Source organism: Paenibacillus polysaccharolyticus (assembly GCF_023714295.1).
In the GTDB taxonomy this organism is placed as follows: Bacteria; Bacillota; Bacilli; order Paenibacillales; family Paenibacillaceae; genus Paenibacillus; species Paenibacillus polysaccharolyticus_A.
Map to the genome: position 1 here is coordinate 134,643 of NZ_JAMAUN010000004.1, position 15,046 is coordinate 149,688.

Annotated in this window: 17 protein-coding genes, 3 tRNA genes and 2 pseudogenes; 4 read left to right on the plus strand and 18 right to left on the minus strand. The window is 42.9% G+C overall.

Annotated elements, in window-relative coordinates; translation table 11 throughout:
• Positions 1-133: 133 nt before the first annotated feature.
• Together M3629_RS13260 and M3629_RS28840 are read right to left on the minus strand one after the other, a co-directional pair.
• Positions 134-487: pseudogene (locus M3629_RS13260) on the minus strand (Kelch repeat-containing protein); the annotation flags it as partial.
• A gap of 48 nt (positions 488-535) precedes the next feature.
• A pseudogene (locus M3629_RS28840) lies at positions 536-724 on the minus strand (Kelch repeat-containing protein); the annotation flags it as partial.
• Positions 725-870: 146 nt separating this feature from the next.
• On the opposite strand from M3629_RS28840, the gene M3629_RS13265 reads away from it, so the two are divergent.
• Positions 871-1,338: a hypothetical protein gene (locus tag M3629_RS13265; RefSeq protein WP_251507024.1), complete on the plus strand. Its 468-nt coding sequence runs from the start codon at positions 871-873 to the stop codon at positions 1,336-1,338.
• Positions 1,339-2,074: 736 nt separating this feature from the next.
• Here the strand turns inward: M3629_RS13265 and M3629_RS13270 are convergent.
• From M3629_RS13270 to M3629_RS13285, 4 genes are all read right to left on the minus strand, one after another.
• A complete protein-coding gene (locus M3629_RS13270) occupies positions 2,075-2,416 on the minus strand; it encodes a hypothetical protein (RefSeq protein WP_251507027.1) in 342 nt (113 codons plus the stop codon).
• Between the two features lie 15 nt (positions 2,417-2,431).
• Positions 2,432-3,583, minus strand: coding sequence for a tail fiber protein (locus M3629_RS13275; RefSeq protein WP_251507032.1), 1,152 nt, complete (start codon positions 3,581-3,583; stop codon positions 2,432-2,434).
• 457 nt (positions 3,584-4,040) lie between these two features.
• Positions 4,041-4,126, minus strand: a tRNA-Leu gene (locus M3629_RS13280).
• Positions 4,127-4,352: 226 nt separating this feature from the next.
• Entirely contained in the window at positions 4,353-4,802 is a 450-nt protein-coding gene (locus M3629_RS13285; RefSeq protein WP_154888174.1) for a general stress protein, read from the minus strand.
• Between the two features lie 214 nt (positions 4,803-5,016).
• Between M3629_RS13285 and M3629_RS13290 the strand changes: the two genes are divergently transcribed.
• The gene (locus M3629_RS13290; RefSeq protein WP_251507035.1) at positions 5,017-5,241 is read left to right on the plus strand and encodes a hypothetical protein; all 225 of its coding nucleotides are present in this window, start codon (positions 5,017-5,019) and stop codon (positions 5,239-5,241) included.
• A gap of 175 nt (positions 5,242-5,416) precedes the next feature.
• Here the strand turns inward: M3629_RS13290 and M3629_RS13295 are convergent, their stop codons facing one another.
• Together M3629_RS13295 and M3629_RS13300 are read right to left on the minus strand one after the other, a co-directional pair.
• Entirely contained in the window at positions 5,417-5,899 is a 483-nt protein-coding gene (locus M3629_RS13295) for a NucA/NucB deoxyribonuclease domain-containing protein (RefSeq protein ID WP_251507039.1), read from the minus strand.
• Positions 5,900-6,031: 132 nt separating this feature from the next.
• Positions 6,032-7,180, minus strand: a complete 1,149-nt coding sequence (locus tag M3629_RS13300; RefSeq protein WP_251507042.1) for a sensor histidine kinase — start codon at positions 7,178-7,180, stop codon at positions 6,032-6,034.
• Between the two features lie 276 nt (positions 7,181-7,456).
• Between M3629_RS13300 and M3629_RS13305 the strand changes: the two genes are divergently transcribed.
• Together M3629_RS13305 and M3629_RS13310 are read left to right on the plus strand one after the other, a co-directional pair.
• A complete protein-coding gene (locus M3629_RS13305; RefSeq protein ID WP_123062851.1) occupies positions 7,457-7,645 on the plus strand; it encodes a DUF6199 family natural product biosynthesis protein in 189 nt (62 codons plus the stop codon).
• Positions 7,646-7,798: 153 nt separating this feature from the next.
• Positions 7,799-8,413, plus strand: a complete 615-nt coding sequence (locus M3629_RS13310; protein WP_251507045.1) for a hypothetical protein — start codon at positions 7,799-7,801, stop codon at positions 8,411-8,413.
• 120 nt (positions 8,414-8,533) lie between these two features.
• Here M3629_RS13310 and M3629_RS13315 read toward each other — a convergent pair whose 3' ends face one another.
• The 10 genes from M3629_RS13315 to M3629_RS13360 all read right to left on the minus strand — a co-directional run bounded on the left by M3629_RS13315 (position 8,534) and on the right by M3629_RS13360 (position 15,044).
• Positions 8,534-8,863: a DUF1904 family protein gene (locus M3629_RS13315; RefSeq protein ID WP_251507048.1), complete on the minus strand. Its 330-nt coding sequence runs from the start codon at positions 8,861-8,863 to the stop codon at positions 8,534-8,536.
• Between the two features lie 158 nt (positions 8,864-9,021).
• Positions 9,022-9,144: a sporulation protein YjcZ gene (locus M3629_RS13320; protein ID WP_090923721.1), complete on the minus strand. Its 123-nt coding sequence runs from the start codon at positions 9,142-9,144 to the stop codon at positions 9,022-9,024.
• 220 nt (positions 9,145-9,364) lie between these two features.
• On the minus strand, positions 9,365-9,544 hold the full coding sequence (locus M3629_RS13325) for a hypothetical protein (RefSeq protein WP_251507050.1): 180 nt from the start codon (positions 9,542-9,544) through the stop codon (positions 9,365-9,367).
• A 96-nt stretch (positions 9,545-9,640) separates the two neighbouring features.
• Entirely contained in the window at positions 9,641-11,242 is a 1,602-nt protein-coding gene (locus tag M3629_RS13330; RefSeq protein ID WP_251507437.1) for a tetratricopeptide repeat protein, read from the minus strand.
• Between the two features lie 278 nt (positions 11,243-11,520).
• On the minus strand, positions 11,521-11,946 hold the full coding sequence (locus M3629_RS13335) for a hypothetical protein (protein WP_251507052.1): 426 nt from the start codon (positions 11,944-11,946) through the stop codon (positions 11,521-11,523).
• 200 nt (positions 11,947-12,146) lie between these two features.
• A tRNA-Ile gene (locus M3629_RS13340) sits at positions 12,147-12,220 on the minus strand.
• Between the two features lie 59 nt (positions 12,221-12,279).
• Positions 12,280-12,353: transfer RNA gene (locus tag M3629_RS13345), tRNA-Met, on the minus strand.
• A gap of 69 nt (positions 12,354-12,422) precedes the next feature.
• Complete coding sequence (locus M3629_RS13350) at positions 12,423-12,587, minus strand: hypothetical protein (protein ID WP_167375813.1); 165 nt, start codon at positions 12,585-12,587, stop codon at positions 12,423-12,425.
• A 120-nt stretch (positions 12,588-12,707) separates the two neighbouring features.
• Entirely contained in the window at positions 12,708-14,159 is a 1,452-nt protein-coding gene (locus M3629_RS13355) for an ABC transporter substrate-binding protein (RefSeq protein WP_251507055.1), read from the minus strand.
• 21 nt (positions 14,160-14,180) lie between these two features.
• Positions 14,181-15,044 (minus strand): ABC transporter ATP-binding protein, encoded by an 864-nt coding sequence (locus M3629_RS13360; RefSeq protein ID WP_090923725.1) that lies wholly within the window; start codon positions 15,042-15,044, stop codon positions 14,181-14,183.
• Between the last annotated feature and the right edge of the window lie 2 nt (positions 15,045-15,046).

A 15,046-nucleotide genomic window follows, 5' to 3' on the forward strand; every position in this document is an offset into this window, starting at 1 on the left:
CTTCATAAAGAGACGCCCAAATCCACTTTCTGATATGTATTATGTGGAGGTTGTATTTATGAACCACGGGGAAAAGAGAAAGGTTGGGCTCCAAAAAACACCCCATCAACATAAGCCGATGGAGCATCCTCTTTTAATATTCACTCACTTCAAACGTCAGTACACGATCAAATAGAATGTAATCCTTGCGGCTTTTAAATGGGCCTTTGTTGTTGTCGTGCTTATCCATAGCGCATGATGCATTTCCGCTTCCTGCTTGTTTCGTTTCATACCAATTGATGAAGCTGTTGACTTCTTGCATACTCAGATCGAATTCTTTTTCAAGTCCGCTAGTCATAGTTACTACAAGTATGGCCCGGTTACCAGATGGCTGTTCTGGTTCCACTGGATCTTCACTTTTTAATGAAAGCTTCTCGACTGTATTCAGAGTGGCACTTCCATTATTTCCACCAATAATAAATATTTCTCCATTAACACTCACTGCTGTACTTTGACCTCTAGCAAACGTTAAAGCTGTAAATGACCTAACTTCATTTGTTTCAAGATTGTATACTTCTACTCGTGATTGAGAGGTAGTGTATTGAAGAGAGGTAGTATTTGCAAGTCCCCCAAGCACATAAATTTCCCCATTGTAGACGGCTGTAGCTGAACCAGCAGTAGCTGTTTGAAAATTGTTCTTTTGTATCAAAGTGTTGTTAGCTACACCCAAAATTTTACAATGCAAACGTTTACAAACATATAATTAATATGGTATATTTATCCATGGTTGGCCAACCTAATTATATGATAGTTCTTCGATATCTTTAATTTCAAATAATAACTAATACTGAATCTAACTTTGTTGTTTTAGTATATTTAGGAGGTTTGAATATGAAAAGATTAAGAAAATTCTCTATTTCTGTTATGGCAACTGCTTGTTTATTAGCATTCGGTTCAGGTTCTGCATTAGCTAAAACGGGTTGGGCTGATACCTTTGAGACAGCAGAAGTGATGTACTCAAGTGTTAGTCAGAATTCCGGATTCAGTGCAACACAGTATTTAGATAGCATGAGCGATAATGATTATTATGTTGTGGACAACACAAACGGTTCTTCTGTTATCACATTTGGCGTTATCGCTACTCCACCACCTAATTTCGATATTGTTATGGGTGTTATTAAAATGGATGCAAGTGGTTCGATACTGTCCATTCAAATGGATAACTGGAATGGACCTGGGTATGCAGAGTCCATTGGTATGAGTGCTAAACCTGGTGAGAAAGTTTACTTCAGAATTATGGACAACGGCATCAACAACTACAACCAGCCTTATACAATTCAATTTACAAAATACAACTAAGCAATATTATGGTTCAAATCAAAAAAGACTCCCTACTTCAATCAGGGAGTCTTTTTCATTCTAATAATTTAAATAACTCGCCATCTCATGAATACCATGAGTGATAAGGCATATGTATGCGGGCATAAGGTTTCTAAAACAGCCATTATTTGTCCCAGTTGTGGCGAAAGTTTGGGTAGATACAGCACATCATCAATCACTGGATCAATTTTTGCTAGGGTTATTCTTAGGCGTTTTTAGTAGTGCAGTGAGTGTGTATCTTATAATAAATATGTTTGAATCTATACAAAAATATTCACTAGTAAATAGAAGCCGTGAGTTTCCTCCCTTCTCGGGATCGGCTTAGGGACTGAATAACATAAAATTGGCTACGCTCATCTTAACCTGGCCTTTGAATTTTATTTCCCCGGCTAACTCGTAATCACTTTTAATTGTCTTCTCCGTTGATTACATGGTTTGAATGGGCCAGCGAATACCAAAGAACCCCACGTGTTATCGTCTACCTTTTGCAACTGCACCAAATTCAACATCCATCATAGCCAGTTTCGTAATCTCTCGAATATAATCCGCCCTGGTATCGACATACGCTGTGTGATGAAGAACATAACTATCATGGTATTACCTCCTTCCAAACGTAGAAGCATTCACAAGAATAGACGCTATTCATCTTTATACCTCTATGGCTATTTAGCGATAACATCATCAGTGAACGCAGTCTGCGCCTTGCTCTAGGCTTTCAAGAACGTGTTGTTCTGCGCCAAAAATTCCACTTGTTTACTGAACGCTGGACGGGTTCCAGCGGCGTCTTTATTTCTGTTTGTTTAGAATAAGTAACTAGCGGTTCCAATGTGTCCAAATCAATCCGAGTTATGACCCCGCCCTCTGCATAATCTGCTGTGAATTCCCCGTATTTAAACTGAATCATACCAACCGTTTCTGGTGCATGTTCCTTCAAAATAAAATATGTGGCGACATCTTGCTCCTCTGTTGTCGGTATGACATCTCCAGTTCGTTCACCTGTGTTTACTATTACATTTCCTGTTTGTTTTTCGTAGTAAATCTTCATTCCGATCTGCATAATTATCACCTCCGCTTATACTTTAAAAGCTTCCCAACTTACATTTGCCGAACCGCTGAATACGGGTAGTCTAAAGGAATTTTCTGTCATAGCAAACCCAGTAGAGGGTAGCGTTGTTCCACTGAACTCCTGGACACGAACGAAACCTCGGTTGGGCACTTCATTTACTTCTGCACCTAAAATAATATAATTGGAATTTGTACCACCAATTGTTGGTGCACCATTCTTAGTTGTGTAATCATAAGTTCCCATGGAAACATAATTGAAATCTCCTGAACCGTAAAAGGATCTAAGTATAACGCGATTAGGTCTAAACCCTAAACCTGTTACAGTAATATAAAAATAAGCATCTTGAAATCCAGTTGTAGGAAACATCCGCGAAGAAGATATGGTAGAATTTCCAGAAGCGTATGAAGCACCTGCTGAAAAAGTTATTGGATAATCATATATACCAGGATTTAATTTTTGTGCTGCTCCGTTCGGGGCGATGATTGTAGGCGAAGTATCCCTTGTTATCAGCATCCCGGCTAATAAACCCGCATCCGTCCCGATTGTCTTGATTGATCTGACATCCCCCGCTACTGCTGTTCCATACTCCCCCCCTTCACCCTGCAAGATAAAAGCCGTTCCGTTGTATATAAGCGAATATATAGAGTTAATCCGTAGTGCATTGGCAGTCATGGCACTACCATTTGATTTAAGGACACTTTTAGCACTAAGTCCGTTTACAATAATTGTTACTGCACCAGTATTAGTAGCGTTAATTTTGACCGTGATTCTTAGTCCATCTACATATGCTGTAGGAGCTGGACTTAGAGTAACGGAATATAAGTTTCCGCTATTAGTAGTCGTACCGTATCCATCTCGATTATTGATGGTCGCTTGCGCTGATTGAGTAGCAGCCATAACCTCTCCAAGCGCCTTTTCAGTTGGCACTTCGGATTCGGATGTTCCATTTGTTTTATTTGATAACTGCACTTTACCTTTTTGTGTCAGCGAAGCATCTGGAACATCGATTTCGCTAACCAACTGACGAAGTTCTTCCAAATCTTCCTGTGTTGCAACACCCTCATCGATCTTTTCAAAGATCGTATTAATTCCTATACGACTCACATTCTCATTCCCTAAAGGTAAGGGAAGCTTCAATCGATTCGTTTCAATTGGCATGATTAATTCCTCCATTTTGTTGTTATTAGGTCTATACGATGCAGATCAAAAGTTGTTAAATGGTCTGAGATTAAAATTAAAAATAGCGCTCCAATGTAGGAACGCCTTGTTAAACAATATTATTGTTTAATGCATATCACAATTAGATTACAGCGGCTACTTTATCTCAACTGGCTGATGGTACTCACTCCAGACTTTCGAGTAAGCTGAATCCAATGAACTTATTAAACCTTTTAAAGAACGACACTCGCTAAAACTCTGTTTCATCGGAGAGATAATTGGGAGCATCTAGTCGCGAAGAGTTAATTCCTTTAGATGAAGTTGATTATACTTTCAAAATAGTCAGTTGCTCATTGACGAGAAGTTTAAATTCCTGAGACTCCAATTTTTATCTTTAAAACAAAAAAAGATCACACTCAACTTGTTTAACAAGTCAAATGTGATCTTTTCTGTAAGATGCCGAGGACCGGGATCGAACCGGTACGGTAGTCACCTACCGCAGGATTTTAAGTCCTGTGCGTCTGCCAATTCCGCCACCCCGGCGTATGTAATATTTTCTTGGCGACAAGAAATATCTTACCATGAATAAATTAATAATGCAACCCTTTTTCCTAAAAAAATGAAACAGGCACTGCAAGCGCCAGCTCACAGTGCCTAGAAAGTCCGAGTTGCGGTCCCGGACTTTCGATAAACCATCTATATTAAGGGAGGTGTGAGATAAGAATACCTCTCCAACATTAAAGGAACCTAAAATCAGCATTAAATTAAACTAAAAAAGCAAAATAGGCTTCACACGCTCCACCTGCTCCTCACTACACTCTACAAAAATTAGCATATGACCTTGCAATAGCCAGTCCTCGTAATGACGTGCGTCAACTTCCGGAATGCCTGCTTCTGTCAGCGTTAAGACCAGATCATCCGTCTCACTTCCAATCTCATTGCCCGCTAATCTTCGCACTGCCTTCCCGATGGATGCGGTCTGATCCATTCGTTTTCCGAGCCCTGCTAATATGCCCTTCAACGCTCCAAACGCTCCGTCCGTTCCAGCACCTTTTAGTGGTTTGGGTAACCCTGTCCTCTCACTGATCATCTCCAAATCCAGCTGTTCCTTGCCTACAGCCCCCAAATATTGATCTTGGATGCCTTCCTTCTTTAAGGCATTCAACATAATAATTGCTTCGTGCTCCGAACGAGCAAGCCCAACAAACAGTTTCGTCATGCGGTTCCCCTCCTCTTCCTGATACCTTATATAACCCTGTAGTTTATGTTTAGTAACGTATCTTCACTTGCTAAGTCAATTCACCTACATCAGCTTAATCATTTCTCTACTGGAAATCTATACCTAGTTCTGATAGACTAGATAAAGAAGACAAATTAACCATTGAAAATATCGACATATCGATAAACATCTTATAAATCAGGAGCAATGACTTATGAAAAAAGAGGTAGAAATTGCCATTCGGCGCAATCAACAGATTATGGTTCGGAATACAATCGGCCAGACCGTAACCGGTTTTCCGGAACGCTCAGCAGACAGCTCCATTCTCTCCTTACGAACTGTACAGGGAAATGTGTGGATTCCGTTTGATGAAGTCGAACAAATCACTCGCCTGTTAACCCTTCGCTCTCACCATCTGGGTACAATGCAGCTTGTGTAGACACTTTGTCATCATGCTTATTCAATTCAGTTGCTCTCAACAGAGAATTTAAACATACGCTAATAGATAAAGATAAAATGTAGTCGAGAATCCTCGATGTTCTACTACAGCCACCTTATATTAAAAAAACCAGACGCCTCTAACGTCTGGTTTTTCTTATGATGACTGATAATAATTACTTCACAACAAATTTAACACGCGTACCATCCGGATATGTACTTAGTTGATTGCCCACCCATGAGCCTGCACCGCGATTATCCTTTGGCGTAATGTACTGGATATCTGCATCTTTACCACCCTCCGCACACATCGCCATAGGCCACTCATCCCGATCCTTGCCTTTTTTGACCGGTACACCTTTCAGTGACAGTTCCCTGTTTCCTTCAGCACCTTTCCGGTCAATGGTACAGACATCGGAATGCCCCGCTTGAATCGCCTTTCGGATATGGTTTGCTGTTTCGGGATACCGCTCTGCCGGAAAAGTAATCGTATGATCTACACTCTTGTCGGTTGTTTTGAACGGAGACGGAATGTCCAGCGGCCACTCTCCTCCATACAAGGCGTACAGAGCGATCACGATCATGCCCACTAACGTCAGTAGTTTGCTTTTGAATCCCCGGCTTGCTCTCTTGCCTCTTCTGCTGCGTTTCTTACTCATGATGTGCCTCCCCCATGTAACACTAACATCCCTAGCATTATAACAGAACACCAGTTCGTAAAACAATCCATTTCACAACAATATTTAACATAACAAAAACAGCCGGATTCATCCGGCCGCTCTCTGCATATCTTATCCTGTGTTATATATACTCTGTGCACTTCGAAAAGGCACGGTCACTTGAAACTCGGTTCCTTTTCCTTGAGCACTATCTACCGTAATACTGCCGTTCATTAATTCCAACAGCTCTTTGCAGATGGTTAAGCCAAGGCCACTTCCCCCGAACCTTCTAGCATGGGAGATATCGGATTGGGTAAAAGCATCGAATAATTGGCTGATCTGATGAGAAGGAATTCCGATCCCCGTATCCCGTACAGAGAAAGTCAACATTGTCTCCTCATGTAATTGTTGCTTTACGTCCACGAGTAGCTGCACTTCTCCTTGCTCCGTAAACTTAATGGCATTGCTAAGCAAATTATCCAGCACCTGTCTTAGCCTCAACGGGTCGCCCCACAGCACATCAGGAATATTCAAATCAGCATGGCATACTAAACGGATTTGCTTATTCATGGCTGCCAGCTCATGGGTCTTCACGATTTGCTGAATCAGCTTCAATGGCTGGAATTCGATATGTTCCACTCCCATTTTGCCTCTGCCAAGCTTCGCCATATCCAGGCTGTTGTTTACGATGTTCAGGAGTGCCTCTCCGGATTGACGTGCCAGATCCAGGTATTCTTTTTGTTCTTCGGTAACATTACCCATTCCCGCAAGCTCGATCATGCCCATAATACCGTTTAGCGGTGTACGAAGCTCATGATTCAACTTGCCGATGAATTCCAGCTGGCCCCTACTTGTTTTCTCAGCCATAGACGCTGCCGTCTTCAGCTGTTGCTCCGCATATTTCCGTTCAGAGATATCATATTGAATACCGACAAAATAAATACACTCCCCGGATTCATTGAAAATAGGATCAATATTCAGCTCATTCCAAAATTTTTGACCACTTTTGGTATAGTTTAAAATATCTACCTTAATGGATTGTTGTTTATTTATTGCTTCCCGAATACGTGAAACGGTTTCGGGATCTGTATCTGTCCCCTGTAAAAATCGGCAATTCCGTCCGATCGACTCTTCGTACGCATAGCCGGTTAATCGGGTAAAATGGTCGTTAACATACATGAGCGGAAGCTCAGGCGAGGTAGCGTCAACTACCGTAACGGAGGATTTTAATTTCGAGATAATAAATTCCCATTGCATGGGAAGTTGATTATATAAACTCATGCCTGTGTCTCCTCCATCTCACATCCTTAACTCCAGATGGTATGTGTTGATATTAAACAATCTATTTTATTGTACCACAGTTATTCAAACAATGTAGTTCTTGGGTAATAGTTCTTAATCATATCAATCTTTATCCATTCACATGACCTGCCTACGCTCAGAATTACACAGATAAAGTTTATTCATCATCGTCAGTATGTTGATTGTCTACATTTTTTCCAGGCGCAGACCTTAAAGGCGGGGCCGTTAATGGTTGACGAGGAAGGAAGATCGACGATGAAAACTCTCTTTTTTATATTTATGGTGTTGTGTATCATCAATCTGTGTTTCCCCAAGTTTGGCTGGTATCTTCGCTATGGTTGGATTGTACAAGGTGAGACGGAACCCAGCAAATCTTACATGACTATGGTGCGAATGTCTAGTTTGTTTATGTTGCTTACTGCTTTTACTCTTGCGATGGCATAAAAAATAAACTTGTAGAAAGACCAGTTACCTCCTGCGTAGCTGGTCTTTCGTATTGCACTGACGGGAATATGACAACTTTATTTGTGGTGTTACTGCCGCATGCACCGTAAGATAAATGATAGATATGTATCGTTGCAGAAAGGAAAAATTGGTATGAACATCGCATTTTATCCATTCTGGGCTGCCAGAACCTTACTCTCACTTATACAAGTGATCTTGATCACAACCTTGACCTGCCTAATATACACACAAACGGAGTGGATTGGCTATGCAATGCTTCTCCTATGCTTCTACCTGCTAGCCCATGTAGCAGCAAAACTTATATTCCCTATGATGATGAAACGCTGTACATTTTCGAAACTCCTGATTGGTATTCCTTTGACCAAAGCATTGTTGCTCATCGGGATCGCATCCTCTTTGCCTCACCTGAGATTACATAGTACGCCTATCTTTATCAGTGCTGTCGTTCTTTCGGTAGCGATCCGCTGGGAAGCACTGGTTCTAGAGGAGCTACAGCCAGGACTCCTGGAAGGTGAAGATATATCCAAAGCGAGCAGCTTGCTCTCATTTTCAAATTATACGGTAGCTGGTATTGGACTCATCATGACGATCATCGCGATCCTATATTTAGGGCAAACCCATGTACTATGGGCAGCTGTGGCCCTTTCACTAGCTACATTGGCCCTGATTTTGACCGTTTATCACTTAACGCATAGACTTTCCAGTACTTCAATAAGTCTGGATACCAGACGACCCTTGCATAAATAAAAAAAGACGGGCAAGGTCAAAACTGCTCGTCTTTAGCTGATCGGCTGCTTCTTTTCAAGCAGCTTTTTCGCTCTTCTTTTTCGAAATGTATCCTGGATCTTCTCGTATCTTCCCCGTCACCTAATCCAATCGGTAATCTGTTAGCGGCTTGCCTTTCTTATAATACAAATGGGGCGATAATATATTGAAAAAAATGTGCACATCCGGCAAATCAGCCTTCTCTAAAATAGACTGCATGGACGATGCAATTCGATCATGTATCTCCTGATCACGCTGAAACATCAAAATCTCTATTGACGCCGGGGATGGTGTTAAGGCTTGTACATCATGACGCTCTGCTTTCATTCGTTCCTGCGGAATATGAGTAATTAAGGCCATTTGTTCGGTAATTTGAGGCACAACTTCCTCCAGCTTAGAACCCGTAAATCCTTTGAATCGTATAAACGGCATTGCAATCCCTTCAATCTCTGTTAGTAGTCTCCTTATGTGATTTTAAGCACATTGTTTTCAGTTGTCAAATGTCATTCATGTCATATTGGACTGTAAAACAAGAGCAAAGCCCCACCAAAGTCTTGGTGGAGCTGATGCATGAGCGTCTGACCGTTATCTTACAGCCAGAAAGATTTGGTGATGATGACGAGCAAAATGAAGAGAACGAGAATTGCGCTAGTCGAAGTCCACGCTCCGCCAAATCCACCAACATTGCCACAACCGTATCCAACATGACTCATTTGATTGGCCTCCTTTGAATTTCAAGGTATGCCATAACATATGCGTATTTCCCTCAAGTGACCGGGCGAATGTCCAAGTCTCATGGCCCAATCCTTGGGAGTGTATCATCTTCAATGATAAGGGCTTTCCTGTCGGGCCTGTACGTTGAATCTAGAATAAAAGCAGAATCCCCACTAGTTCAGGTATGACTTGAACTATGGTGCTTATCGTCTTATGTAACTAACCTCTAATTCCTTCGATCTGATCAAAAATGGCTTGTCCATCATCACTAGAATCCCGGTCAAAATCTTTTTCAAGTGAGATCAGATCGCTCATACTGTTGCTATTTCCACTGAGAATGCTAAGAGCCCCTACAAGCCATAACAACGGAATTAACAAAATTGACAGGACTTTTTTCATCGCTCTCCCTCCTCCCTCTCATCATTACTTAAATTTGGAATTAATACCTTTTAGTAATACGTAAAAAAATGGAGCAGGGTTTCATTTTAACGTCATTCAATTAATGTGCTGGTTATGATCCGGAGATCTCTCTAAACCGTTCCGAAGTGCCGCGGCCTCTTCATGGTTCGGATCTATTTCAAGTATAAGGCGAGCGTAGTCAAGAGCCTCCTGTTCCATTTCCAACTCATAACAACACACGGCCAGATCATACAATACCGTTATCTGTTGTGCGTCAGATTCAGCAGTTAGCACGTCCGGGTTACCAGTCGGTAGTTCCTCTAAGAATATTTTGGCCTCTTCGTACATGAACATCTCCAACAATAACTGTCCTGATATGAGCGCAACCTGATTCCGGTGTTCCATTGCATAATAGGACGACCACATCCGTTTGATGCCAAATTGAAGGTCGAACATCTCCTCATCGCTCGCATCGTCCAAAAGCTCCTTGAACCGGGGGAATGAAACCATCAGAAACTCGGCATCGTACCCACCCAATCGCCAGAAAGCCAGAAGTTGTCTGAGATTCATCTGTTCCACTTTAAGGTCTGCCCATTCTTTTAGACTAAAGAAATCATCTGGACCAAATCGTTCAACAAAGCGATGATAAGCCAGCCTTGTATTCACATAACGGTTTGGCTCCTCCAGCATTAAAATCATCCCAACGTTCAGATCCTTATAATGATGTGCCGTAAAATACGTAGAAGCACCCTGCTGTTCCATTACGGCCTTTATCGCATGATAATTAGCTGAGAGCGAGAAGCTGCCATGTAACGCGAATTCAGGCGGCTCTGCATATTTCCAGTAATCCAGCCGATGATCCCCTTTATCCGCCGTAATTAACACATAACCTGACCGGGAAAGCTTGCTTAATCGTTCGAGACAGCCTAGACCAGCGGAGGGAATCAGAATATGCGAATCCTCCAGCTCGGCTCGGTACAGCGAAATCAGTTCGGAGTATGGGTAAGTCTCTTCCGTATAATCGGGTGCGGGACGATAGTTATATTGAAGTGTCATTTTTTCCAGGATCTCGGCAGGTTTCTGTTCCGCTGCATGCTGTGGAAGTTCAACAAGTAGATCACACTCGAACACTTGCCCCTCCCCGATGTAGATCAAATCCTGCGGAATACTATCAAAGAAATAATTGGCGATGAGCAGCAGTGGTTGCTGCAAGTCTCCTTGTGTTACCGTTTTTTCCGAAATAATCAGATTCAACTCTGTATCGCGTATCGCATCAAAACGCGCAAAATCCAGTATCCCCTGCTCTATGTATGCTTGCATCGACGGATGCTCTTTCCACCCCGTTACATTCTCCATAGCCAGGTCTGTCATCACATAACGGAAAGGCGGTAGGTCCATGCCCGCAATTTCCTTCAACGCACTCAGCTTATTTAGCACCTGATGAGCCAGCCGACCTGCTCCTGCACCAAGTTCAATGATGGTAACCATCTCATGCTGTCCACCTTGGATCGCCAGATCCTGTAAAAAGCTAAAAATCATTTCAGCATAGGCTGTTGCAATGAATGGATTGCTCGTAATATACTGTGGCACCTGGTGATTCTCCCAAGCTTCCAATCCCATCTGTTCATAATAAGCTCTCTGCCAATCCCAAACCGGCGCTTCACTAAACCGGACATACCGGCCTTCGTTCTTCATCATCACTTATATCAAACTCGCTTTCTATCTATTGATTAGGACCAAGTCATCTGATTCTATGAAAAAAACAATTATATCATATCCTTCTTATTTTACTTTCTATACTCTATTTATTCTTCCCCGAATACAGCGCGTCATTCCTTTCTACCCTCTCTACAAAAAAAGCCTGCTCCGCATGGAAACAGGCACAACGCCAAATAAAATTGAAATACATAAACTTCGTAGCAAATCAAAAAAAAAAGATTGGATTCGCATTTATATTTCTTATAAGCGAGTAACCATTAGTCAGAGTATAAGACACCGTCAAAGTTCTCTGGACCTACACGAACAGTACCCAGCAAGTTCGTGCTAATAAAAGCAGTATACGTTAATTGTGGTGTAATTGGCGGATTGAAATCGTCGGCAGAGAAGGTAATAACCTGTGGTGCCAGAACACTCAAGTTAAATGTGGATGTTGCGGAGTAAATGACCGGATCTGTTGAGACAGTTCCCCGAACTACTGTAATCGTGACACCAACGAGTGCCAAAGGAAGTTGCAACGAAACAGTTCCTTTGAATTGAACCCGTGGATTCGCGCCGATACCGGCTGTTGTCACCAAACCAATCTGTCCAAACAACTGGGGAGTGTTAATAACAAGAATTGGTATGGCGATGGAGTTAGCCAAACTCGCATTTTGCGAGGTTCTTGCATCAATTAATTGAGTCATGAAATCTACCTCCTATAGGTGGAATTGAGATAGTATATGCGAGAATCATCATCTGGCATGGACATCCATCCCCTTACTTGAAAAAAGTTAAAGTCCACTAGGTGAAAGGTAGAGACACTCCGCCTCTGCCCGTAATATAAACTATAGATTAATGCTATAAAAACAGAAAAAAACCCTTGCATCGCAAGGGTTCTAAAATATGGGCCCTACAGGACTCGAACCTGTGACCAATCGGTTATGAGCCGACCGCTCTAACCAACTGAGCTAAGGGCCCTAGACAAAATAATATATAACAGTGCAGATGGTCGCTGTAAACCACCAAGTAAAGCTATATTGCGGGGGCAGGATTTGAACCTGCGGCCTTCGGGTTATGAGCCCGACGAGCTACCGGGCTGCTCCACCCCGCGTCGTTAAAATTAATAAACAGCGACTTAATTAATATACACCATTACTCCATTACAAGTCAAGGGGTAATCTCAGGGAATAAATCGTACACCATACCGACCTTTACGTGAACGATATACTTCAACTTCTTCGGGCTCATTGTGTCCGTAAATCCAGCCATCCTGCTCCAGTCTTTTTGCCAGGCAGCCTGCTTGAAATTTCGTTGCATACAGCTTGCTGAAATATATCCATTTCATCCTGCTCGTCCTTTCCAAAGGAATCATATACTGCTGTTACTTGTAGAATACCCCAAATTCGTAAAAATAGCCGCCAGAGATGAGAAAATCTCCAGCGGCCTCATTATTGATGATAATAACTTATTGGAATGTTGCTTTAGGGTCTTTTTTCAACTTCGCAAGCATCTCGTTCCCTTTGGCTGCCCATTCACCCAGTGCTTCTTTTGGTGTCTTTTTATTTTCTAACACTTGATTAAAGTACTCCATACCTTTGTCGCTTACCTGCCACAGTCCAGGCATCTTCTGATACATTTTATCGAGATTGGTGCTCGTTGGCGGCACCGGCTTCAACGTGTAGAACGCCTGAATATTGTAATCCAAACCGTCTTTTGGTTTAATGAAGCTTTTCCGGGATACCAATTCATAGCTGCTACGTGCCTTGATCTTCGCCCAATCCTCGCTATTCATATACTTGATCAGTTCCCAGGCATCATCCGGGTTCTGAGCAGAGCTGTTGATCGCCATCAAGCTGCTCAGATAGATGTTCCCTCCGACCTCAGGAGCCTCTGGATGAACGGGTGGGGTAACAACGTCCCAATCTATTTTCGTAAAATCTTTCATTTTATCTGCATTTTTATTGGCATCAATTAACTGATTGATGTAATTATAATCCCCGATCGCCATCGCTGTTTTGCCACTAAGGAACAAGTCACCCTGAACCGGATCGTAACGTCCTTCTGTTTGCTGATTCTGTGGTTCGTCGCCTTTCGGGATCACTTTGTCAATCGCCAGCTTGCTGACCGTACTCCACACTTTCTCCCATTGCGGAGAATCTACGGTCATTTTCTCTGCCTTATCGTCAAAAACCTTCAACTGCAACGAATTATAATACTGCTGCATAGAATAATACGGAGAACCTCCGTTATATGTGCTGAACGACATTCCGAAGATATGGTCTTTCCCTTCGCCTTTAGTAAGGCGAGTCGCCAGATTAAAGATATCGTCCCAGGTCATGTTGTCCGTTGGCGGTTCGACACCCGCTTTTTCAAACATTCCCTTGTTATAGAACAAAGCAGAAGAAGAGAACGTCGGTGTCAGCGCATAGATGTTCTGGTCACCCAGATCTTTGATCCCCTCAAGCACACTTGGCACAATATCGCTGGTGTCAAATTTGTCTTCCTGCATTAACGGATCAAGCTGCTTAACCATATTCTCCTGAATTAATGACTTAATCGTAGCCGTATCCGCTACAACGACATCCACCGGATTATCTCCCGTCATAATTTTCTTCAAGCTCTCCATGGTATCTGGCATTTCGTTAGGTTGTTCGGAATTTCCAAAGCCATACATGCTGCCCTGATCAACCGCAGGCACGATTTCAACCGTGACATTTTTGTGCGTAAGCTCAAAAGCATCCGTAAATTGCTGACGGAAGTAGCTATCATCCTGTCCTCCCCAGAGTGTCGCTACGCGCAGCACGCGCTGTTCATTATCCGTATTCTCACTTGCTGTACATCCTGCGATAAGCGGCAAAGCCAGTGTTGCTGTTGCCATGATGGCCAGCACACGTTTTCCCCACAACCTGTTTTTCATCTCCCAGTTCCCCCTCTTAAATTATCTTGGCGGTGTAATAACAATACGTTCACCGTCAAACTCCAATGTCGCCCGGCTATCAATGGACAAGGCTTCCAGATACTCTTTTGGCACCTGAAGCCGCCCCGCACGATCAATAATGACAAAAGCTTCATGAACGTCAGGCGCGCCTGCTTCAGACAGCCCCTGATCGTCATCCAGATTCGGATTGCGTTTCACAAATTCAGTACTGGTCAGGCCGTCCCGAATCGCAACGATCCGATCAACCTTACCAGCAAGCGTCAAGTCATGGGTAACAATGACAATGGTGACGCCGAGTTCCTTATTCATTTTCCGAAAAATGTTCATGATCGTATCACACGTCTCGGAATCCACAGAACCTGTAGGCTCATCCGCCAGCAAAATCTTTGGCCGATTGGACAAGGAAATCGCAATGGCTACACGCTGCTGCTCCCCGCCCGACAGTTGATGCAGTTTGTTATGCATTCGATCCTTCAGACCAACCCATTCGAGTAGCTGCATGGCGTACTTACGATCACGTTTGCCACCCAGAATCATCGGTGTTTCTACATTTTCCAGTGCGGTGAGATAAGGCAGCAGATTGCGACCGTTATTTTGCCAGATAAATCCAACCGTGTGACGTTTGTATTCCACCAGTTGAGCATCCGTCATTTTAAGCAGATCCCAATCCCCAACCACCGCCGTGCCAGCGGTAGGGCGGTCCAAGCCGCCAAGGATGTTAAGCAGCGTTGATTTACCACTACCGCTGTTGCCGATGATCGCCATCATTTCGCCTTGATTGACGGTCAGATTGAGACCTTGAAGGGCAACGACTTCCACATCGCTGGATTTAAAAATTTTGACAAGTCCTTCGCATTGGATCACGT

Excerpts from the sequence above, each read along its gene's own strand:
- M3629_RS13265 (WP_251507024.1), top strand. The coding sequence starts at position 871 with ATGAAAAGATTAAGAAAATTCTCTATTTCTGTTATGGCAACTGCTTGT.
- M3629_RS13270 (WP_251507027.1), bottom strand. The coding sequence starts at position 2,416 with ATGCAGATCGGAATGAAGATTTACTACGAAAAACAAACAGGAAATGTA.
- M3629_RS13275 (WP_251507032.1), bottom strand. The coding sequence starts at position 3,583 with ATGCCAATTGAAACGAATCGATTGAAGCTTCCCTTACCTTTAGGGAAT.
- M3629_RS13285 (WP_154888174.1), bottom strand. The coding sequence starts at position 4,802 with ATGACGAAACTGTTTGTTGGGCTTGCTCGTTCGGAGCACGAAGCAATT.
- M3629_RS13290 (WP_251507035.1), top strand. The coding sequence starts at position 5,017 with ATGAAAAAAGAGGTAGAAATTGCCATTCGGCGCAATCAACAGATTATG.
- M3629_RS13295 (WP_251507039.1), bottom strand. The coding sequence starts at position 5,899 with ATGAGTAAGAAACGCAGCAGAAGAGGCAAGAGAGCAAGCCGGGGATTC.
- M3629_RS13300 (WP_251507042.1), bottom strand. The coding sequence starts at position 7,180 with ATGAGTTTATATAATCAACTTCCCATGCAATGGGAATTTATTATCTCG.
- M3629_RS13305 (WP_123062851.1), top strand. The coding sequence starts at position 7,457 with ATGAAAACTCTCTTTTTTATATTTATGGTGTTGTGTATCATCAATCTG.
- M3629_RS13310 (WP_251507045.1), top strand. The coding sequence starts at position 7,799 with ATGAACATCGCATTTTATCCATTCTGGGCTGCCAGAACCTTACTCTCA.
- M3629_RS13315 (WP_251507048.1), bottom strand. The coding sequence starts at position 8,863 with ATGCCGTTTATACGATTCAAAGGATTTACGGGTTCTAAGCTGGAGGAA.
- M3629_RS13320 (WP_090923721.1), bottom strand. The coding sequence starts at position 9,144 with ATGAGTCATGTTGGATACGGTTGTGGCAATGTTGGTGGATTTGGCGGA.
- M3629_RS13325 (WP_251507050.1), bottom strand. The coding sequence starts at position 9,544 with ATGAAAAAAGTCCTGTCAATTTTGTTAATTCCGTTGTTATGGCTTGTA.
- M3629_RS13330 (WP_251507437.1), bottom strand. The coding sequence starts at position 11,242 with ATGATGAAGAACGAAGGCCGGTATGTCCGGTTTAGTGAAGCGCCGGTT.
- M3629_RS13335 (WP_251507052.1), bottom strand. The coding sequence starts at position 11,946 with ATGACTCAATTAATTGATGCAAGAACCTCGCAAAATGCGAGTTTGGCT.
- M3629_RS13350 (WP_167375813.1), bottom strand. The coding sequence starts at position 12,587 with ATGAAATGGATATATTTCAGCAAGCTGTATGCAACGAAATTTCAAGCA.
- M3629_RS13355 (WP_251507055.1), bottom strand. The coding sequence starts at position 14,159 with ATGAAAAACAGGTTGTGGGGAAAACGTGTGCTGGCCATCATGGCAACA.